The sequence below is a fragment of the Bacillus horti genome (assembly GCF_030813115.1).
GTDB classification, from domain to species: Bacteria; Bacillota; Bacilli; order Caldalkalibacillales; family JCM-10596; genus Bacillus_CH; species Bacillus_CH horti.
The window spans coordinates 85,086-103,244 of record NZ_JAUSTY010000001.1; the positions used below are offsets into that span (position 1 = coordinate 85,086).

17 protein-coding genes are annotated in these 18,159 nt (G+C 39.9%); 3 read left to right on the forward strand and 14 right to left on the reverse strand.

The annotated features are described in order from the left end of the window. Nucleotides 1-45 precede the first annotated feature (45 nt). The 3 genes from J2S11_RS00435 to J2S11_RS00445 form a co-directional block, all read right to left on the reverse strand. Entirely contained in the window at nt 46-228 is a 183-nt protein-coding gene (locus tag J2S11_RS00435) for a glutamate decarboxylase (protein ID WP_307389424.1), read from the reverse strand. Between the two features lie 12 nt (nt 229-240). Continuing rightward, entirely contained in the window at nt 241-1,479 is a 1,239-nt protein-coding gene (ystJ, locus tag J2S11_RS00440) for an NADP-dependent malic enzyme (RefSeq protein WP_307389427.1), read from the reverse strand. Between the two features lie 106 nt (nt 1,480-1,585). Beyond that, nucleotides 1,586-5,044, reverse strand: a complete 3,459-nt coding sequence (locus tag J2S11_RS00445; RefSeq protein ID WP_307389432.1) for a DNA polymerase III subunit alpha — start codon at nt 5,042-5,044, stop codon at nt 1,586-1,588. 183 nt (nt 5,045-5,227) lie between these two features. On the opposite strand from J2S11_RS00445, the gene J2S11_RS00450 reads away from it, so the two are divergent. From J2S11_RS00450 to J2S11_RS00460, 3 genes are all read left to right on the forward strand, one after another. Next, nucleotides 5,228-6,031 carry a Cof-type HAD-IIB family hydrolase gene (locus J2S11_RS00450; protein ID WP_307389434.1) on the forward strand — a complete coding sequence of 268 codons (804 nt, stop codon included), beginning with the start codon at nt 5,228-5,230 and terminating at the stop codon, nt 6,029-6,031. A gap of 145 nt (nt 6,032-6,176) precedes the next feature. After that, nucleotides 6,177-6,503, forward strand: a complete 327-nt coding sequence (locus J2S11_RS00455) for a YtrH family sporulation protein (RefSeq protein ID WP_307389435.1) — start codon at nt 6,177-6,179, stop codon at nt 6,501-6,503. Continuing rightward, nucleotides 6,500-7,012 carry a sporulation membrane protein YtrI gene (locus J2S11_RS00460; protein ID WP_307389437.1) on the forward strand — a complete coding sequence of 171 codons (513 nt, stop codon included), beginning with the start codon at nt 6,500-6,502 and terminating at the stop codon, nt 7,010-7,012. The genes J2S11_RS00455 and J2S11_RS00460 overlap by 4 nt, the downstream gene beginning before the upstream one ends. A gap of 78 nt (nt 7,013-7,090) precedes the next feature. Here J2S11_RS00460 and J2S11_RS00465 read toward each other — a convergent pair whose 3' ends face one another. The 11 genes from J2S11_RS00465 to sigK form a co-directional block, all read right to left on the reverse strand. Next, nucleotides 7,091-8,560 (reverse strand): sensor histidine kinase, encoded by a 1,470-nt coding sequence (locus J2S11_RS00465; protein WP_307389439.1) that lies wholly within the window; start codon nt 8,558-8,560, stop codon nt 7,091-7,093. Further along, complete coding sequence (locus J2S11_RS00470) at nt 8,557-9,258, reverse strand: response regulator transcription factor (protein WP_307389442.1); 702 nt, start codon at nt 9,256-9,258, stop codon at nt 8,557-8,559. Before J2S11_RS00470 ends, J2S11_RS00465 begins: the two co-directional genes overlap by 4 nt. Before the next feature lie 278 nt (nt 9,259-9,536). Beyond that, complete coding sequence (locus tag J2S11_RS00475) at nt 9,537-9,884, reverse strand: hypothetical protein (protein ID WP_307389445.1); 348 nt, start codon at nt 9,882-9,884, stop codon at nt 9,537-9,539. Nucleotides 9,885-10,045: 161 nt separating this feature from the next. Beyond that, nucleotides 10,046-10,294: a hypothetical protein gene (locus tag J2S11_RS00480; protein ID WP_307389448.1), complete on the reverse strand. Its 249-nt coding sequence runs from the start codon at nt 10,292-10,294 to the stop codon at nt 10,046-10,048. Nucleotides 10,295-10,583: 289 nt separating this feature from the next. Next, complete coding sequence (locus J2S11_RS00485) at nt 10,584-10,973, reverse strand: hypothetical protein (protein ID WP_307389451.1); 390 nt, start codon at nt 10,971-10,973, stop codon at nt 10,584-10,586. A gap of 133 nt (nt 10,974-11,106) precedes the next feature. Next, nucleotides 11,107-13,029, reverse strand: a complete 1,923-nt coding sequence (locus tag J2S11_RS00490) for an FtsX-like permease family protein (protein WP_307389454.1) — start codon at nt 13,027-13,029, stop codon at nt 11,107-11,109. Continuing rightward, nucleotides 13,004-13,774 carry an ABC transporter ATP-binding protein gene (locus J2S11_RS00495; protein ID WP_307389457.1) on the reverse strand — a complete coding sequence of 257 codons (771 nt, stop codon included), beginning with the start codon at nt 13,772-13,774 and terminating at the stop codon, nt 13,004-13,006. The genes J2S11_RS00490 and J2S11_RS00495 overlap by 26 nt, the downstream gene beginning before the upstream one ends. Nucleotides 13,775-13,951: 177 nt before the next feature. Next, on the reverse strand, nt 13,952-14,935 hold the full coding sequence (locus J2S11_RS00500; RefSeq protein ID WP_307389459.1) for a sensor histidine kinase: 984 nt from the start codon (nt 14,933-14,935) through the stop codon (nt 13,952-13,954). A gap of 2 nt (nt 14,936-14,937) precedes the next feature. Continuing rightward, nucleotides 14,938-15,642 carry a response regulator transcription factor gene (locus J2S11_RS00505; protein WP_307389462.1) on the reverse strand — a complete coding sequence of 235 codons (705 nt, stop codon included), beginning with the start codon at nt 15,640-15,642 and terminating at the stop codon, nt 14,938-14,940. A 175-nt stretch (nt 15,643-15,817) separates the two neighbouring features. Next, nucleotides 15,818-17,149 carry a phytoene desaturase family protein gene (locus J2S11_RS00510; RefSeq protein ID WP_307389465.1) on the reverse strand — a complete coding sequence of 444 codons (1,332 nt, stop codon included), beginning with the start codon at nt 17,147-17,149 and terminating at the stop codon, nt 15,818-15,820. Nucleotides 17,150-17,393: 244 nt separating this feature from the next. After that, the gene (gene sigK / locus J2S11_RS00515) at nt 17,394-18,119 is read right to left on the reverse strand and encodes an RNA polymerase sporulation sigma factor SigK (RefSeq protein WP_370875407.1); all 726 of its coding nucleotides are present in this window, start codon (nt 18,117-18,119) and stop codon (nt 17,394-17,396) included. Nucleotides 18,120-18,159: the final 40 nt, after the last annotated feature.

An 18,159-nucleotide genomic window follows, 5' to 3' on the forward strand; every position in this document is an offset into this window, starting at 1 on the left:
AACACCTCACCACATCTTTTATGCCACATTTTATTCATCGTACAGTTATTGCAGTATGGAGCTAAGAATTTCTCTTATTTCCTCGATCTCTGCCTCAGGAACAAGAATTTCAAATTGCTTTCCATGCTGACTTTGTCTTACCTTACATAAAAATCCTTCATCAGCGAGACGGTGTTGTATTTTTTCTGCCATTTTCATACTAGGTGCTATATAAATGACCGTCCACATTGCTGAATCCTCCTATTCACGATCTATCATCGTTAATTTTCTAGTATTTTCAGCTACTTCTTCAGGATTTACTTGTTTTCTTGCTACTCCAGTTTCCATTGCTGCTTTTGCTACTGCAGCAGCTACAGCTGGAGCTACCCTAGGATCAAATGGAGCAGGAATTACATAATCAGCGTGTAGTTCCTCCTCGGTAATTAAATCCGCAATCGCATACACGGCTGCAAGCTTCATTTCCTCATTAATATGGGTGGCATATACATCTAAAGCCCCTCTGAATATTCCAGGGAAGGCTAGAACATTGTTCACTTGATTAGCAAAATCAGAACGTCCCGTTCCAATAACCTTTGCTCCTGCTGCCTTGGCATCCTCCGGCATAATCTCAGGATCAGGATTGGCCATGGCAAAGATAATCGGATCCTTGTGCATCGTTTGAATCATTTCTTTTGTTAAAGCCCCGGCAACGGATACACCTACAAAAACATCGGCATCCTTCATCGCGTCAGCCAGGTTTCCTTCAACACGGTTTCTATTCGTAGAACGAGCTACCTGTTCCTTAATGGCATTCATGCCAAATGGACGTCCTTCGTAGATAATTCCTTTTGAATCACACATGATAATATCCTTAACACCCATGCGCAATAATAGCTTGATAATAGCAATTCCTGCAGCTCCTGCACCGTTTGCTACGACCTTAATCTCACTTAAATCTTTATCAATAATCTTTAAGGCATTCACTAGCCCCGCTAAAGTAACGATAGCGGTACCATGCTGATCATCATGGAAGATAGGTATATTCGTTTCTTTTTTTAATCGCTCCTCAATTTCAAAGCAATTCGGAGCTGCGATATCCTCTAAATTCACACCACCAAAAGTTGGCTCTAATAGTTTGACCGTTTCTACTATCTTGTCCACATCTGTTGTATCCAAACAGATAGGAAACGCATCTACCCCAGCAAATGATTTGAAAAGAACAGCTTTCCCCTCCATAACAGGTAGCGCAGCAGCTGGTCCAATATTTCCTAATCCCAGTACAGCTGTACCATCGGTTACAACGGCAACCATGTTTCCTTTCATCGTATATTCATAAACCTTCTTAGGGTGATCAAAAATATCTTTACATGGTTCAGCCACACCTGGAGAATAAGCTAAGCTTAGATCCTTTGCGTTGCGAACAGGTACCTTTGATTTAACCTCTAGTTTTCCTTGATTCTTTCTATGCAAATGTAGTGATTCTTCTCTAGTGGTAGCCACAACGTTCACTCTCCTTATTGTTCACGAATCATTGCTCTAGGACATATACCTGTTTTTCATTATACCAAATGAACGGCTAGTGTAAATAAAGGATTCGGTGCCAACTCTATGAATCCTGCTTGAGGATAGCCGCTTGGTCATAGCCTAATATCTGCTCAATCCTCTGAATCAGCTTTGGATCGACACGGACGTAAACACCCTCTACATGCAGAAGCTTCTTATTTTGTACATAATACAGATAGACAGGTGTTTCCCCATTGGAATGCTTTAATAATTGATCTTTTAGGGCTTGTAGTTTTTCACTATTTTCCGCTTTTGCCTCTATTTTTATAAAAAGCTGTTCCAACACTTTTGAGTCTTCGTTCGTTTCTTGAATGTCTCTCTCCTTTGGATCTGGAAGACTAGAAAGCTCAAGCACTTTAGAGACAATAAGCTGTGAGCCTTCATCCTTTAGCTTGGCTTCAAGCGTTCCTTCAATAAACACCATGTTTCCTTCTTCAAAAAGAGGAATATGATCCTGAAAAATTTTCGGAAAAAGAACAAGCTCCAGCTCTCCCCCCTGATCCTCAATCGTAGCAAAAGCCATCGGCTCCCCCTTTTTCGTTCTAATCCTCTTCACCTTTTGAATGATGCCTATGGTTCGTACCATGCTCCCTTCTTTATCACTTAGATCAGGGATAAAGGTAGCTTGATAGCTTTTAGCTCTCTGACGAAATACATCAAGCGGGTGACCAGATAGGTAGAAGCCTAAAATATCCTTCTCTAGCTTCAATTGCTCAAGAGCTGTGAATGGAGGAATTTCCACCCATTTATAATCATCTGGTAGTTCATCGGCAAAGAAAAACAGTTGGTCGCTTACTCCTTGCCCTTGTGCTTGTTCTGCCATTTCTAGAATATGATCAAGATTCCCTAACGCCTGAGCACGATGCATATCCAATTGATCAAAGGCTCCAGCCATTATTAAGGATTCTATCACCTTACGATTACAAACCTTTAGACTAACCCTTTGACAAAAATCCAACAGATTTTTGAAGGGCTGCTTCGTTCTTGCCTCGACGATCTCACGAATAGCAGGAAGACCGACATTTTTTATCACATTGAGTCCTAGCCTAATTTGTCCTTCCTCTACTGTAAAGTAAGCCCCACTACTTTGAATGGAAGGAGGTAGTACATCAATTCCTCTATAGGAAGCCTGCTTTAAGTAATCAGAAACCTTATCTGCATGTCCAATAGAGGTTGACAGAAGAGAGGCAATGAAAGCCACAGGGTAGTGGGCCTTTAAATAAGCTAATTGGTAAGCAATAACAGCATATGCAGCAGAATGAGAACGATTAAAGCCGTAATTAGCAAATCGAGCAATGAGGTCATATACATGCTCGGCAACCTCTGGATTATAGCCTTGCTTGATACATCCTTCAACGAAATGGGTTCGCTCCTGATCTAGCAAATCTCTCTTTTTCTTCCCCACAGCTCGTCTTAATAAATCAGCCTCTCCAAGGGAAAAACCAGCCATACTAGAAGCAATCTGCATGATCTGCTCTTGATAGACGATAATTCCATACGTATCCTCTAGTATTGGAATTAAATCCTGATGAGGATACTCAACCTCTATTCGTCCATGCTTCGCATCAATAAACATAGGTATGTTTTCCATGGGGCCTGGACGATATAGAGCGAGTACAGCAATAATATCCTCAAAGCTACTTGGCTTTAATCTCCTTAAGACACTTCTCATCCCATCAGATTCTAACTGAAAGATGCCTGACGTATCACCTTCACATAAAAGCTGAAATGTCTTGTCATCCTCCATAGGAATCTGCTCTAAGGTAAGGGGTTCCTCACTAGAAACGTTTTGATTAATAATTTGGAGGATTTCCTCTAGCAATGACAGATTTCTAAGACCCAAGAAATCCATTTTTAATAGTCCAATGTCCTCTAGGTCTTCCATCGCATATTGGGTTAAAGCTACATCTTCGTGCCCTTCCTGTAAAGGAACATAATGGGTAAGCGGCTCTTCAGAAATAACAACTCCTGCTGCATGAGTGGACGTATGCCTTGCTGTTCCCTCAAGCTGCTTAGCCGTATGAATAAGCTGCTTAATTTGTTCATCCTCCTCCATTAAGCGCTGAAGCTGCTCAGACTCCTTAATGGCCCGTTCAAGGTTCATGCCATAGCTGTAGGGGATCAGCTTTGAAACACGATTAACTAAGGTTAAAGGTACATCCAAAGCACGTCCTACATCTCGTATAGCTGCTTTCGCCCCAAGCGTACCGAATGTAATAATTTGGGCAACATGCTCCTTCCCATACTTCCTTGCAACGTATTGAATAACCTCATCTCTTCTTCGATCTGAAAAATCAATATCTATATCGGGCATGCTAATTCGCTCAGGGTTTAGAAACCTTTCAAATAGCAGCTTGTACTTCATTGGATCAACATTTGTTATATTTAACACATAAGCCACTAGGCTTCCTGCAGCAGATCCACGTCCTGGACCTGTGATGATTCCATTTCGATGGGCAAACTCCATAAAGTCCCAGACAATTAAGAAGTAATCCGCATAGCCCATTTGACCTATGACAGAAAGCTCATATTCTAATCTCTGACTTATTTCTTCCGTTATCACTGAATAGCGAGTTGTAACTCCCTGGTGGCAAACCTCTGCCAAATAGTGTAGGGCTGACTTCCCTTCCGGCACGGGAAACGCTGGCAGGATTTCTACTCCCATGGGGATGTCAAGGTTACAGCGTTCAGCAATTCGGGCTGTGTTATGGAAAGCTTCAGCTGCGTAAGGAAATAGATTCTTCATCTCTTCAGCACTTTTCAAGTAAAACTCAGGACTAGGAAACTTTAAACGATCATCCTCAGCAACCTTCTTACCTGTCCCGATACATAACAAACAGTCGTGAGCTACAGCATCCTTTTTCAATGTATAATGGACATCATTCGTGATGACAAGTGGGATCCCCGTTTCCTGAGCTAGCTTCATCAGTCTCTGGTTTAATATTTTTTGCTCGGACATACCGTGATCCTGCAGCTCTAAAAAGTAATTTTCTACTCCAAAAATCTGTTGGTGCTCTAAAGCAATCGCTTTCGCTTCATCAGGCTGGCCGGTGAGAAGGGCTTGCTGTACTTCACCAGCCAAGCAAGCACTTAAGCATATTAAGCCCTTATGATGCTTCTGAAGCCATTCCTTTGTCACTCGCGGTTTGTAATAAAAACCATGAAGATGAGCCTTCGTTGTAAGCTTCATCAGGTTTTGATAGCCTTCGTAATTCTCGGCTAGTAGAAGAAGATGATGGAGCTTTAATTTCCCCTTTGTTGCCCTTTCTTCCAAAGGAGCATTCGTCACATAAACCTCGACACCAATAATAGGTTTAAGCCCATTTGCTTTACAGGCTTTATAAAAGGGAATGGCACCGTACATCACCCCATGGTCAGTTAAAGCTAGGGCTTTCATATCCAGCCTCTTAGCTTCTTGAATGAGTTGGTCGATGCGACTAGCCCCATCTAATAAACTATATTCACTATGGACGTGTAAATGAACAAATTCTTGTCCTTCCATGCTCATCCCTCATTTGTTTCATGCAGATTCCTTTTGTCCTGCTTAGCTTTCTATTATAATTAGTAGCGTAGTTGATTATCTTTTCAAGGAGATTGGTCACACTACAGGACATGAGACCTTTTTTCGTATCCCTTATCATTGTATAATAGTTAAAAGGCTAATAAAAGAAAAACAGGAGATCCTATGACGAAAAAACCATACTTAATTGCTGTTGATCTAGATGGTACACTTTTAACAGACAACAAAACGATTAGTACAAGAACTAAGCAGTCCCTGCATCAAGCGGTTAAACAGGGACATAAAGTTGTGATTTCAACTGGAAGACCCTTTCGCTCCAGTGAAATGTATTATAAGGAGCTAGGACTTGATACTCCCATTGTAAATTTTAATGGAGCCTTGGTTCACCATCCATTACATCCTGAGTGGGGGGTGTTCCACTCTCCTTTAGAGGCTAATATAGCTAAGCAAATTATCCAAACGGCTGGTGAGTTTGGTGTACAAAATATAATGGTAGAGGTTATGGATGATGTCTATTTGAAAGAGCATGATGAAGTACTCCTTCAATCTTTTTTCGACCCTACTATTGAGATCACGTTGCTGTCGGATAGTTTTCATAAAGACCCTACATCTGTACTTATTCACCCGTATGAGCATAATGTGGACAAGCTAAGAGAATTTTTAGATCAGCATCACGCTGAGGTTGTAGAGCATCGTAAATGGGGCGCTCCTTGGAACGTCATTGAAATCATTCGTAAGGGATTAAGCAAGGCGGTTGGACTTGAACGAGTGTGTCACAGCTTTGATATCCCTGCTGAGCGCGTTATTGCCTTTGGTGATGAGGATAATGATTTCGAAATGATCCAGTTTGCGGGAGTAGGGGTAGCCATGGGTAATGCCATTGCTGACTTGAAAGAACGAGCCAATGAGATTACCCTAACAAATGAAGAGGATGGAATTGCCCACTTCTTAGAAAAGAATCTGCTCTAGCTATCAGTAACTAACATGAAAACCATGAGAATTAGCCTGCGCTAACATTCTCATGGTTTTTTCATTCTGTCTGGAAAAAGATACATGAACCTGTCCTTCTTCCCATATAGATGATAAGAAAGCATCTTTAAGGGAGCGATGAGGCATGACTTTTATGGTGACCATTATCCTTGATCTATTCGTTGCGTTTGGTGTTCTCGTCGGGGGCTGTTTAATTGGTGGGCTTGGGGCCTTTTTAATTGGCGAGCCTCCGTTTGTGATCATGGAATCACTGGCGGACAAAATTAAAATATGGGCTGTTGTTGCCGCTATTGGGGGAACAATGGACACTCTTTCGGCAATTGAACGAGGGTTCTTATCGGGAGCTCATGGTGAAATTATAAAGCACGTCCTGTTTATTTGTAGTGCCTTTATTGGTGCTCATCTAGGAACCATTGTGATCAAATGGTTTGTAGGAAGTGAGCTACTGTGAAGGTACCCACATTAAGCACTATTAAAAAAATGGCTCAGATGCTAGCTAGTTTCATCATAGGGGGCATCGTCGGAGCGATTGTCATTTTTTATATGTATGGGCATCTGATGAACGAGATCGTCCTTGAAAACCGACAGCTCAACATTAACTACATTAACCTTCAGGATGACTTTACTAGAATTGAGCAAAACATGAATGAGATGACGGAAAATCAGTTAAGAATGACGATTAAAAAGGTTGATGTCCATATAGAAGCGGATGAAAAAACGAAGGAGGATATCCATTCGTATAATTTGGTTGAGACTGAGGTCATAGACAGGTTACGGAGAGAGTTAAAATTTCTTATTAATCTTCCTATGCAAAGTGTAGCTGAAACCTCTGATGCGATTAAACAGCTGATCAACGGCAGGCGGTATGATATTCAGCAGCAGCAAATTGGCATAAAGCTTAACTTTCTTGTGATTTATTCCACTGTCTCGGTCAATATCTCAATTGTAAAATTGGATTAATTATTGCCTAGTAAGGAACTACTGATAAAAAATTCTAAGCCAAGCGTGTCATGTCTGGCAGCGCTTGGCTTTCGTTCATTATGATCTAGATTTAATGGTAGAAGTGTTTTTATCCTTCGGGGTGAACAGAGGGAGCCATAATGTAAAGGTTGTTCCCTCACCTAATTGACTCTCCATTTTTATCGTACCCTGGTGCATATCTACAAGCTCTTTCACAATAGCCAAACCTAATCCAGTTCCTTTGTTCTCCTTTGAACGACCACGATCTACCTTGAAAAACCTCTCCCAAATCAGCTCCTGATCATCCTTAGAAACTCCAATTCCAGTATCTGAAATAACAAGCTTCATTTTATCGTTGTCACTGTATGCCTCTAATGTAACGCCACCATGCTCTGTAAACTTTAGGGCATTTTTAACTAAGTTTGCTACAATTTGCTCCAAGCGATCACGGTCAGCATACACACTCTCTAACGTATCGTCAGCTCGAACATTGATTTCTAGCCCTTTCTCATCTGCCTGCTGTTTAAATTTAAAGGCTACCTTGTTTAATATAGAGCCTATATGAACAGGGGATCGATCTAATGAGATTTCATTATGCTCAAGCTTAATTAAATCAAAAATATCCTCTACTAGCCTACTCATATGCAAGGTTTCTTTGTACATCACATCATAATATTTCTTACGGCTTTCTTCTTTTTCAACAAGTCCGTCCTGCAACGCTTCTAAGAATCCCTGCATAGCCGTTAATGGTGTGCGCAATTCATGGGAAACGTTCGCTAAGAAATCATTACGCATTTGGTCTAGCTTGTTTCGCTCATAGTCGATTTTCTCTAGCTTCTCAGCCATCGTATTAATGGTATTTGCCAAATCTCCTATCTCATCCTCTGAGTCAATATTAATTCTCTCTGAGTAATTACCAACTGAAATTTTTGATGCCGTACGATCAATTTCACGAAGGGGGCGAGAAATGGACCATGAGAGGAAGGAAACCATTGCTGTCGAAAGAATAATCCCAAAAACAGAGGTTAGTATAACCGTTTCCCTAATTTTCATAACGGTTTTATTTATCCCGACAACTGGAGAATGGAGGACAATTCCCCCATACACCACATCCTCCTTACCCCAAGGCACAACAACAGATAGCATTGGCTCATTAAGACCTTCAAAGCTTAAGCGACTAACTACATTTTCGCCCCTAAGAACCCTACCAACGATAGAAGTAGCAACGGATTTTCCGATGGTCACTTCATCACGAGTAGAGGTGGAAATGATTTTTCCATCTCGATCAAATACCCATATCCTTGAGTTAAAGGACTGATCCAAAAACAGCAAAAATTGCTCTGTCTCTGCTGCATTAATAGACATATCCTGTATAGATAGATTTACAATCTTCGCTTTACGGAGCATTTCTTCTTGAGTTGATTCAAAAATATATCCCTTAACTAAATAGGAAATAATAATTCCTACAATGCCTAAGCCGATCAAAACTGTCACCATAAAACTTAAAATGAGTCTGCGAAATAAGCTTTTTCCGATACCAAATATCATTCCTGCACCTCAAACTTATAGCCCACACCCCACACAGTCTGGATATACTCATGCTCAAGGGTGGAAAGCTTTTGTCGAAGCTTCTTGACGTGAACATCCACCGTTCGAATGTCCCCCATAAAATCATATCCCCACACCTGCTCTAAGAGCTGTTCTCTTGTAAACACACTGCCTGGGGACTTGGCCAAATGGACGAGCAAATCGAACTCCTTCGGTCGAAACGCCACCCTTTCTCCCTGAACATGTACATCACGTTTTCCAAGGTGAATAAAAAGATCCTTGAACTCTAACTGTGTCGGGCTACCTTCTTGAGCATTCGCATCATTTCGCGGTTGGAGCCTACGGAATATTGCTTTAATCCGAGCTACAAGCTCCCTTGGGCTAAACGGTTTAGTGACATAATCATCGGCGCCTAGCTCTAAGCCTAGTACTCTGTCAAACTCTTCCCCTTTAGCGGTAAGCATGATAATAGGAATATCAGATTTTTTACGAATTTCGCGGCATGCTTCAAATCCATCCATATTTGGCATCATGACATCTAGTAATATTATATCTGGTGATTCTTTTTCAACCATATCTAAGGCTTGCGCCCCATCATGTGCCTCTACTAATTCAATTTGTTGCTTTTCAAAATATAGTCGAATAATTTCTAATACATTTGGATCATCATCAGCCACAAGAACCTTAAAGCGATTCATATATCTCATCCCCTTATATCTTAACAATCCTTCACTTCACACTTTTTCTTTATATTGTGCTTTTACTGTTAAAGACTATTTACTTTTTTTGCATATACCTACAAATATTCGAACAAAATTATATATTTATGTTCCCTCATTTTTTGTTTTTCAAACACAAATAGGAACTCCTCATTTAGAGCTCCTGCCATCTATCTAAGTTGTGTTAAAGGAATTAAATCCGTTTGATCAATTTTTTAGTAAATGATTAAAAGCTTAGTCATGCAAAAAAGATACTATTATAGATTTAAAAAGGAAGCTAATGTCGTATACCCTTCAGAAAATAATATGATGAGTGCTATTATATAAGAAGCATAAGTAGGGTAAATCGACTTAATCATCATCCATTTATCTGTAGGAATAAGATTTTTATCTTTTATATGTTCAACCATCTGCGGATCCTGAGCTAGCCTCTTTGCAAAATGTAATGCTTTAGCTCGTAATTCCGTACAAGATGGGGTTATTGTCGTTAGTTCATGTAGTTGAATATTAAAGTGCTCTAGCTTTTTTTTGTATTGCAGAACTTCAATAGCTCTCTTATTCTGCGAATGTTCTGCAGAATAACCACTAGCCTGATCAGCAACCATGGTCCTTCCTCCTTTAGTTCAAGTAAACAAGTAATTGACTATCCCCAGGAGTTTCTCTCTAGATGTTTCTTCGCTTATATAGATGTTTATTTGTTTCATTAAATGATAATCCCCCCACCTTTGGAGTGGGGGGAAACACTTTTTATAATGTGCTAGGCGTATTAGCCGTTATCGTCTTCAGTATCATTATCTAGATCTAAATCTTCATCATTATCTAGATCTAAATCTTCATCATTGTCTAGATCAGTGTCAGTTCCTGGCTCAGTTCCCGGTGCTGGATCTAATCCTGGCTCAGTTCCTGGTGCTGGCTCTAGACCTGGCTCAGTATCACCATCTGTAGCACAACCTGCTAACACTCCAAAAGCTAAAATTAAACTTGCTATAACTAAAAGTGATTTTTTCTTGAACATTGATAAACATCCTCCTTTAATCTTTGTTCTCTTATACTATAAAAGATAAAAATGACCAAACTATTGTTAAACTAAGTCCTAATCATTAAATAAATGTTAAAAAACTATGACCATCGAATAGGGAGGTTACTTATTGGCAAAAAAAAAGACTGCTGATTAGACTTCGTCTCTAATCAGCAGCAAAAACATCTATATATAAGGGAGATGTAGGCGTCTGTTTATGTAATACCCCTTTTTCAAAAAGCTAATCCTATTTTTAAAAACTTTTTTCAAACTTTATAATAGACGACTAAAATTGATAGGCTCCATTCCACACTACTTCTTCTTCATATTGCTCATAGATTTCCCCCATCAGCTCCGTAATAGCGGCTCGGTGATCTTCTCCGTCAGCCTCAATCAGATTGAGAGTATGGTCACTAATAAACTTGGAAACTACTTCATCCAGCTCAGCTATGGAGGAGTAGCCTTGCATAATTGCATGTTCGTAAATCATAAACCACACAATGCGTGATCTTGCTTTTTCTTTATTGACCTGGTCTAGTTCGTGAGGTTCAATATCATGAATGGTCACTCTGTAATCTCGAAACTCAGCAATAACTTCTTCCGGCAAAGCGGTTTCCTGACAACCAACTAATAGGATTAGCGAGCATACACAAATTAGAATACAGACCTGTTTCATATTTCCTCCCCGTTCAACTTTTTAAAGATCTCCTTCTATATATAGACGGAACAATGCCTGAAATGGTTTCAGAAATTTTAAAATTAATAAAATTAATTTCTCCTAAAAAGAAGAGAGCTTTCACCCTCTTCATTTACTTAGCTATTTTTAATAATTGCTGTACATAACGAGCCCGAACTAGAGCATAATAGAGCAGCTGAAAGACTAGAAAACAGCCAATCACTTTGACAGCAGAAAGATAGATAGGGACTTGCAGGAGCCCACGTAAAGCACTTAAAGCAAAGCTTGCATGAACGGAAGCTAAAGCGATAGGGACCAAAAATAGAAGTAATAGTTGTACAGTAACGGAGCTCTTTAGCTCCTGCTTCGTTAGACCAATCCGATGAATCGCTTGATATTGCTTTTTGTCATTCTCCAAATCCGAAAATAATCTGAAGTAGAGAAAGCTACCTGCTGAAACAAAGAAAATAATGCCCACGAATAGTCCTACATACAGCATCACACTTGTCGCATTTACCATGTCCTGATACATGGTGACTCTAGCTGTTATAGTAGCATCTTCACTATAGATTTGTTTTACATTAGTCCCTTTTCCATCTGTCCATTCAGCAAACAACGTTGTCGTTAAATCTCCTGTTTCCTCCCACCCCTCTATTTCGTAAACGGTGGCTTGTGCAGTTTCTAGTTCTGATAGAAGAGAAGCATACGTTTCTTCTGACACAATGAGAATATGGCCTAGCTCTCCACTAGGAAAAACAGAAGCTTCTACTAACGCTTGAACATCCAGCTTTTCTCCAGATTTCTCAAGCTCTGCAATTTCATATGGGAGAGTATTCTCACCCCAGCCTTCAACCTGACTATAATAAATCAGAGAAAGAATCGCTTGCTTTTCGGTTAACTCATAATGAGGTAGATCGCTCCGAAGCTGAGCTAGTTGATTATAATCTGCTAGGGACATAATGCCTACACGATTATCATGTACTGAATCCAATAGAAACTGTATGTCCACTTTTTCATACTGAAGTCGTTCATTTCCTAGGCTTTGATCGAGCTGCTGAATTCTTTTTTCATATTCAGTATCGGTTGCAAATGAAATATATTGAATAGCATACGGGTTAAAAAACTCAGCCTCTGCCTTTCGTGACTCATGAAAAGAGACTAACGTTCCCGTTGCTGTTATCGCTACGGTAGAAATAATCGTCACTAAAAATAGCATTCGAGCGTTATCCTTCATGCGATATGCTAAATTGGATAACCAAATGAGACGTGTTCCCTTCCAGTGATAGCCTTCATTTCGTTTAAGCCGATTAATCACGTATACACTTAATTGCGAATACAAGAAATACGTTCCAATAATCGTAATGGCTGTGACAGGAATCAACAGTAGTCCTACAGTCATTCCATTCGCCGTATAGGATAACGCATAGGCAGCAACTAGGCAAAGGGCAGCAAAGGCGGATAGTAGGAAGGAAGCCTTAGGCTCTGGACGGGGCTTTCTGGTCCCTCTGAGCAGTTCAATAATTTGACTAGTGCGCACCGTAAATAAAGTAAAAAAAGAAATCGTTAGAAATAGGAGAAGGAAAGCTCCAACCGTCAGACTAATCGCTTTAGTAGGCAGATAGAAGGGCATTTCAGCAATTCCTAAAGCTTGAGCACCCAACAGAAGAAACAGCTTACAAAAAATAAGACCTACTGCTATGCCAAGACCTAATGAAAGGGTACCAATGATCATATTCTCTAAAAAAATCATGCGATTTAATTGACCTTTAGTCATTCCATGAATCATCAGCACACCAAACTGCTTCTTCCTTGTTTTAATAAAGGTGCTCATCGAGTATAAGACAAAAAAGAAAGAGAAAATAAAGATAATATATTCTGCCACTATCATTCCCTGCCTTGATAGCTCATGCATATATCCAGTTTCAACATTTGGATGGAAGATAAACACAGCGTACGTAAAGAAAATCATGACAGAGAAAGCACTGCTTAAGAAATACGCTGCATACGTTCTAAAGCTACGAATAACATTGTTAAACGCGAACTGTCGAAAGGTCATGAGCATTTCCTCCTAAAAGCGATAAAACATCAATAATCTGTTGGAAAAAATGTTGTCTACTTTCTCCTCGATGTATTTCATTATATAATTGTCCATCCTTTATAAACACAACTCTATGGCAATAGCTTGCTGCTAAGGGATCGTGGGTCACCATTAGCAATGTCGCTTTTTCTTTTTGGTTAAGCATTTCCAACGCTTCCATAACGTTTCTAGACGCTTTGGAGTCTAAGTTCCCTGTAGGCTCATCCGCTAATAAAAGCGAAGGAGCATGAATCATCGCACGTGCGATAGCCGCCCTCTGTGCTTGTCCTCCAGACACCTCATACGTTCGTTTATTTAGAATTTCTTTGATACCCAGCATTTCAGCTATATAGTTTAATTTTTCCTTCATCACGGAAAGAGGGGCATTATCTAACGTTAAAGGTAGCACGATATTTTCTGCTATAGTTAACGTATCTAAAAGATTAAAGTCTTGAAAGACAAAGCCCAGCTCTCTTCTTCTAAAATGGGCCATCTTTTTCCCTTTAAGCTGTTGTAAATGCTGATCATTAATGATAATTTCTCCTGAGGAAGGAACATCAATCGTCGAAATTAAATTTAATAATGTAGTTTTTCCACTACCAGAGGGACCCATGATCCCCACAAATTCACCCTTCTGTACAGATAGCTGTATATCAGTCAGAGCACGATAAGGAATTTTTCCTCCATACACTTTATTGACCTGATTAACCTTTAGTAGCTCCACGTCTTCTTCTCACCTCTTTTAGTATTGTTCTGTTTACATCTTATAGAGAAAACGTCGGTGCTCCCATCGATTAACCTTGCACGAAGCTTACACGTTTGTAAGCTTTTAGAATTGTCGTGTCCTGATCCCTTGAACAACTTTCATTGCTTTCATATATACACAGCTTTATTGAAAACTTTAATGAACTGCACCATGATAGACAATTCTTATCGCTGTTCCTTCATTAGGCTCGGATTCTAATTCAATGGAATGACCCAGTTTATCACAAACCTGTTTCACAAGATATAAACCCATTCCTGTTGATTCCCTTATTTGTCTACCATTTTCCCCCGTAAAAAAAGGTTCAAATACTCTCTTTACGTCTTGTTTTGGTATTCCTATACCGTGATCCTCTACCTCAAGTACCATATTGATTCCTTTTCTATAGGAACGAATCGTTACTTTACTTTGAGTTCCAGCTGAGTAACGTATTGCGTTAATGATGAGCTGATTTAGGATAAACACACACCACTTTTCATCCGTTTCCACCCAATTAGGATTCTCCATTTCAATTTGGGGATAAACCTGATTTCTAATGAACATCCCTTTGTTCTCTTGTACGGCCTCCTGCGCTGCCTTCCACAAATTGACCTTATCCACACGAAAGTCTTGCTCAAACGTATCTAGACGAGCTACATACAAGACGGTCTGTAAACCCCTTCTAATTTTCTCCGTTTCCTCTTTAATACTTAGAGATTTAACATCATCCTCATCCTGAAGCGTTAGCTGAATAACGGAAATAGGTGTTTTCATTTGATGTACCCATTGGTTCATAAAATTTACATGCTCATTCGTTTTCTGTTCATATTGGCGCAGCCTTTTTTCATACATCTGATAATTTTGTCTTAACATAGCACCAAAAGCTTCAGCTAATGGCGTCTCCCCGGTAGGGTTATTCATTTCCTCTAATGAGTGTTGCTCCTCAATCAGAGCATATACTTTTCTGTGCCGAATATAACGAATGATTAAATAAAGGAAAAAAAAGAGGGAGCTTATAAACAAGGCATAGCCCGTTATCCATATATCTTGCTGACCACTTAGCCAATAGATTAACGTCGATATTCCCATAATCCCTGTAAAAAAGAGAGTAAGCGAGACATGATCCTTAATAAACAGCTTCACCCTTATCCCTCCTCCATGAGAAAAAGCCTATACCCAAAGCCTCTGACCGTTTCTAAGGCATTGGTAAGCCCAAGTTCCTGCAAGCGCTGGCGAAGCCTAGTCACGTTCACATTTAACGTGTTATCGTCTACAAAATGCTGCTCATCCCATAGCTTCTCAAGAATAGATTCTCTACTAGCTACTTTTCCATCCCTCTTCATGAGTAGCTCCATAAGGTCAGCTTCTTTTTTACTAAGCTGTACGCTTTTCCCTTTATATTCTAACTGTAACCGTTCAGGATAAAGCATGACTTGCTCCCACTTCACAACCCTTTCCTGTTCAGCTGATGCTGCATAGCTACCGTACGCTCGACGCAGGTGACTTCGAATTTTTGCCATGATCACTTCCGTATGAAAAGGCTTTGTTATATAATCATCCGCCCCATACTCCAGAGCCATAATTTGATCCATCTCTCCATCTCTAGCAGAAATGAAAAGAATAGGGCATGTCGAAAGTGAGCGTAGCTTTCTGCACCAATAGAAGCCGTCAAACTTAGGTAAATTCACATCTAGCAGAACCAAATCAGGCTTGTACTGCAAAAATTCGCTATCAATCTGATCAAAATTCTCACTGATTTGTACGGAGAATCCGTATTTATCAATCTGTTCCTTGAGTAAGGAAGCAATATTCAGATCATCTTCAACAATTAAAATCTTATTCGCTGTCAACTATATCCCTCCAAGTATCATCTTTATTCACTCTAAATGAAAAGAAGTAGCTTTCGTTTTTTTTCATTGTACTATATCTTCCTTTGGAGGTAGCTAGCTTCATTCAAAAAAAGACTGCATCCCTGATCGAATGCAGTCTTCCATACAAACTTTATTATATTTTCCTTTGACGAACCTATTTATGTTTTTGTAAGATATGCTGACTCGCTTGATACGCACTCGAGAACGAAAGCTCAGATAGCTGCCCCTGACCCTCACACCAGTCTCCAGCAAAAAACAGGTTCCGATAATCGGGAAGGAATACTGGTAGAGCCTGTTGTGTCATCACCCATTTTAGCTGCTGGGCAATCGCTCTCTTGGAAACACGAGGAATCACTAATTCTTCTCTCCAGCCAGAAAAATGCTGGTCATACAGCGCTTCAATCTTAGCATGGTACTCATCAAGAACGTCTTTGTTTTTTAAATCTTCCTCGTTTAGATATGCAATAGCTTGGAGCAATTGTCCTCCTGGTGGTGTACATGTTTCATCATAGTAGGAGATATCGGTAATGAAGATCTTGCTCTGCTTATCATAGATATACGAGTAGGGTACATCCACTCTGTTTTTCAATCCAATATCATAGACATACACATAGCTAGGGCTGTAGCTAGCATATTGCTTCAGAGAATCTGTAATCTTTGTTTCCTCGAAGACTTTCACTAGGTCGGTTGGAGGGATACAGAAAACAAACTCTTCACCCATTACTACTCCTTTAGAGGTCTGAACTCCAGTAATTCGAGCATCCTCAGTTAAAACGCTCTCCGCTTTTGTTTTCTGCAGAATCATCCCATCGTTTTCAAGAATAACTCGTTCTAGCTCCTGAATTAACGCCTGCCAGCCCCCACCAATGTATGCAACTGGCTTTTGGGTGGTAAACAATCGACTATAGTATTTAAAGAATACGTCTGAAGGAATTTGTTCAGATTGTCTAGTGAAAAAGTTGGATGATGCTAGGGTAAGCATCATTTCTCTAACCTCTTCATTGACCTCCTTATCCTCCATCCACTTACTTATAGATATATGAGGATCGCCCTTTTCTACTTTTGTCATCGTTTTTAGAATTTCATACGTAAATTTAACTTTGTCCGAAGCCTTTAATAGCTTTGTTTTAAACAAACCTTTAACATTGACCGGAACGTCCGTTAGCCCCTCACCGATGCCATACTTTGCTTTATCAGGGTTAAAGTCTCTCCAATCAATTTGAATATCAAGCTCCTTTTCAAGCCTGCGTAAATAAGACGAATCTCTGCCATATATAGCATGTGCTCCAAAATTAAAGGCAAAGCCTTTCATGTTAATGGTAACGGCTCTACCACCTAAAGTGGCTCGTTCTAGGACAACAACCTTTTTGCCCTTTTTGGCTAGGGTTGCTGCTGCTGAAAGCCCTGCTAAGCCGCCTCCAACAATAATGACATCACCTTGTATCCTTGTTTCTTCCTCTTGCTGATTTACAACTTTTTCTTCCATACTTCTCACCCTCTTAGGTTAGCTGTCTTGTTTTCTTGGAGTTATGATGGAAATAGGTTAAGATTCTTATAGAATGGGATGAAAAACGTAACCACTCCCATATTACTCACATGCTTTATTATACCAACGCTGATAGAGGGGAGTCCAACGGATTGCTCCAACACATTACTTTTTTAATGTTTCTATTTAGTTTATCCTTTTGACAAAATGCCTTCAGGTAATAACGCGCACATTGTGAATATCTCTAACGTTTACCACCTTTTTTAACCTTATAAAATTCATGAAACAGCTTCATCAATGCTCTTTTTTCGATACGAGAAACATAGGATCTTGAAATCCCTAACTCCTTAGCAATCTCCCTCTGTGTTCTCTCCTTTTCCATATCCAGTCCAAATCGTCCGACAATGACTTCCTTCTCTCGTTCATCAAGCACATGAATATGCTGGTAAATTTTATTTTTCTCCATCTGTAATTGCACCATATCAATCACATCATCCATGTCAGCCTTTAGCACATCAATTAGACTGATTTCATTTCCTTCTTTATCTGTCCCAATTGGGTCGTGAAGAGATACGTCTTTTTTGGTTTTCTTCAAAGAGCGTAGATGCATCAGGATTTCATTCTCAATACATCTTGCCGCATATGTAGCAAGCTTCGTTCCTTTTGCCGGTGAATAGCTCTCTACGCCCTTGATCAAGCCTATCGTGCCGATGGAAATTAAATCCTCTGTATCCTCTCCTGTGTTCTCAAATTTCTTCACAATATGAGCCACTAAACGTAGATTGTGCTCAATTAATAAATTGCGCGCTTCTTCATCTCCATCTTTAAATCGAGCTAGAACCTTTTCCTCCTCCGCTTCACTTAGAGGTTGTGGAAAGGCATTATTTTTGACATAAGAGACAAAAACAATAATTTCCTTAAGGAAATACGTGATCGTTGCGAACAAACCTGGCACAGCTGTCACCTCCATAAGCAGATTACTACTAAGTTTATGAAGGTAGGCTGTTGTC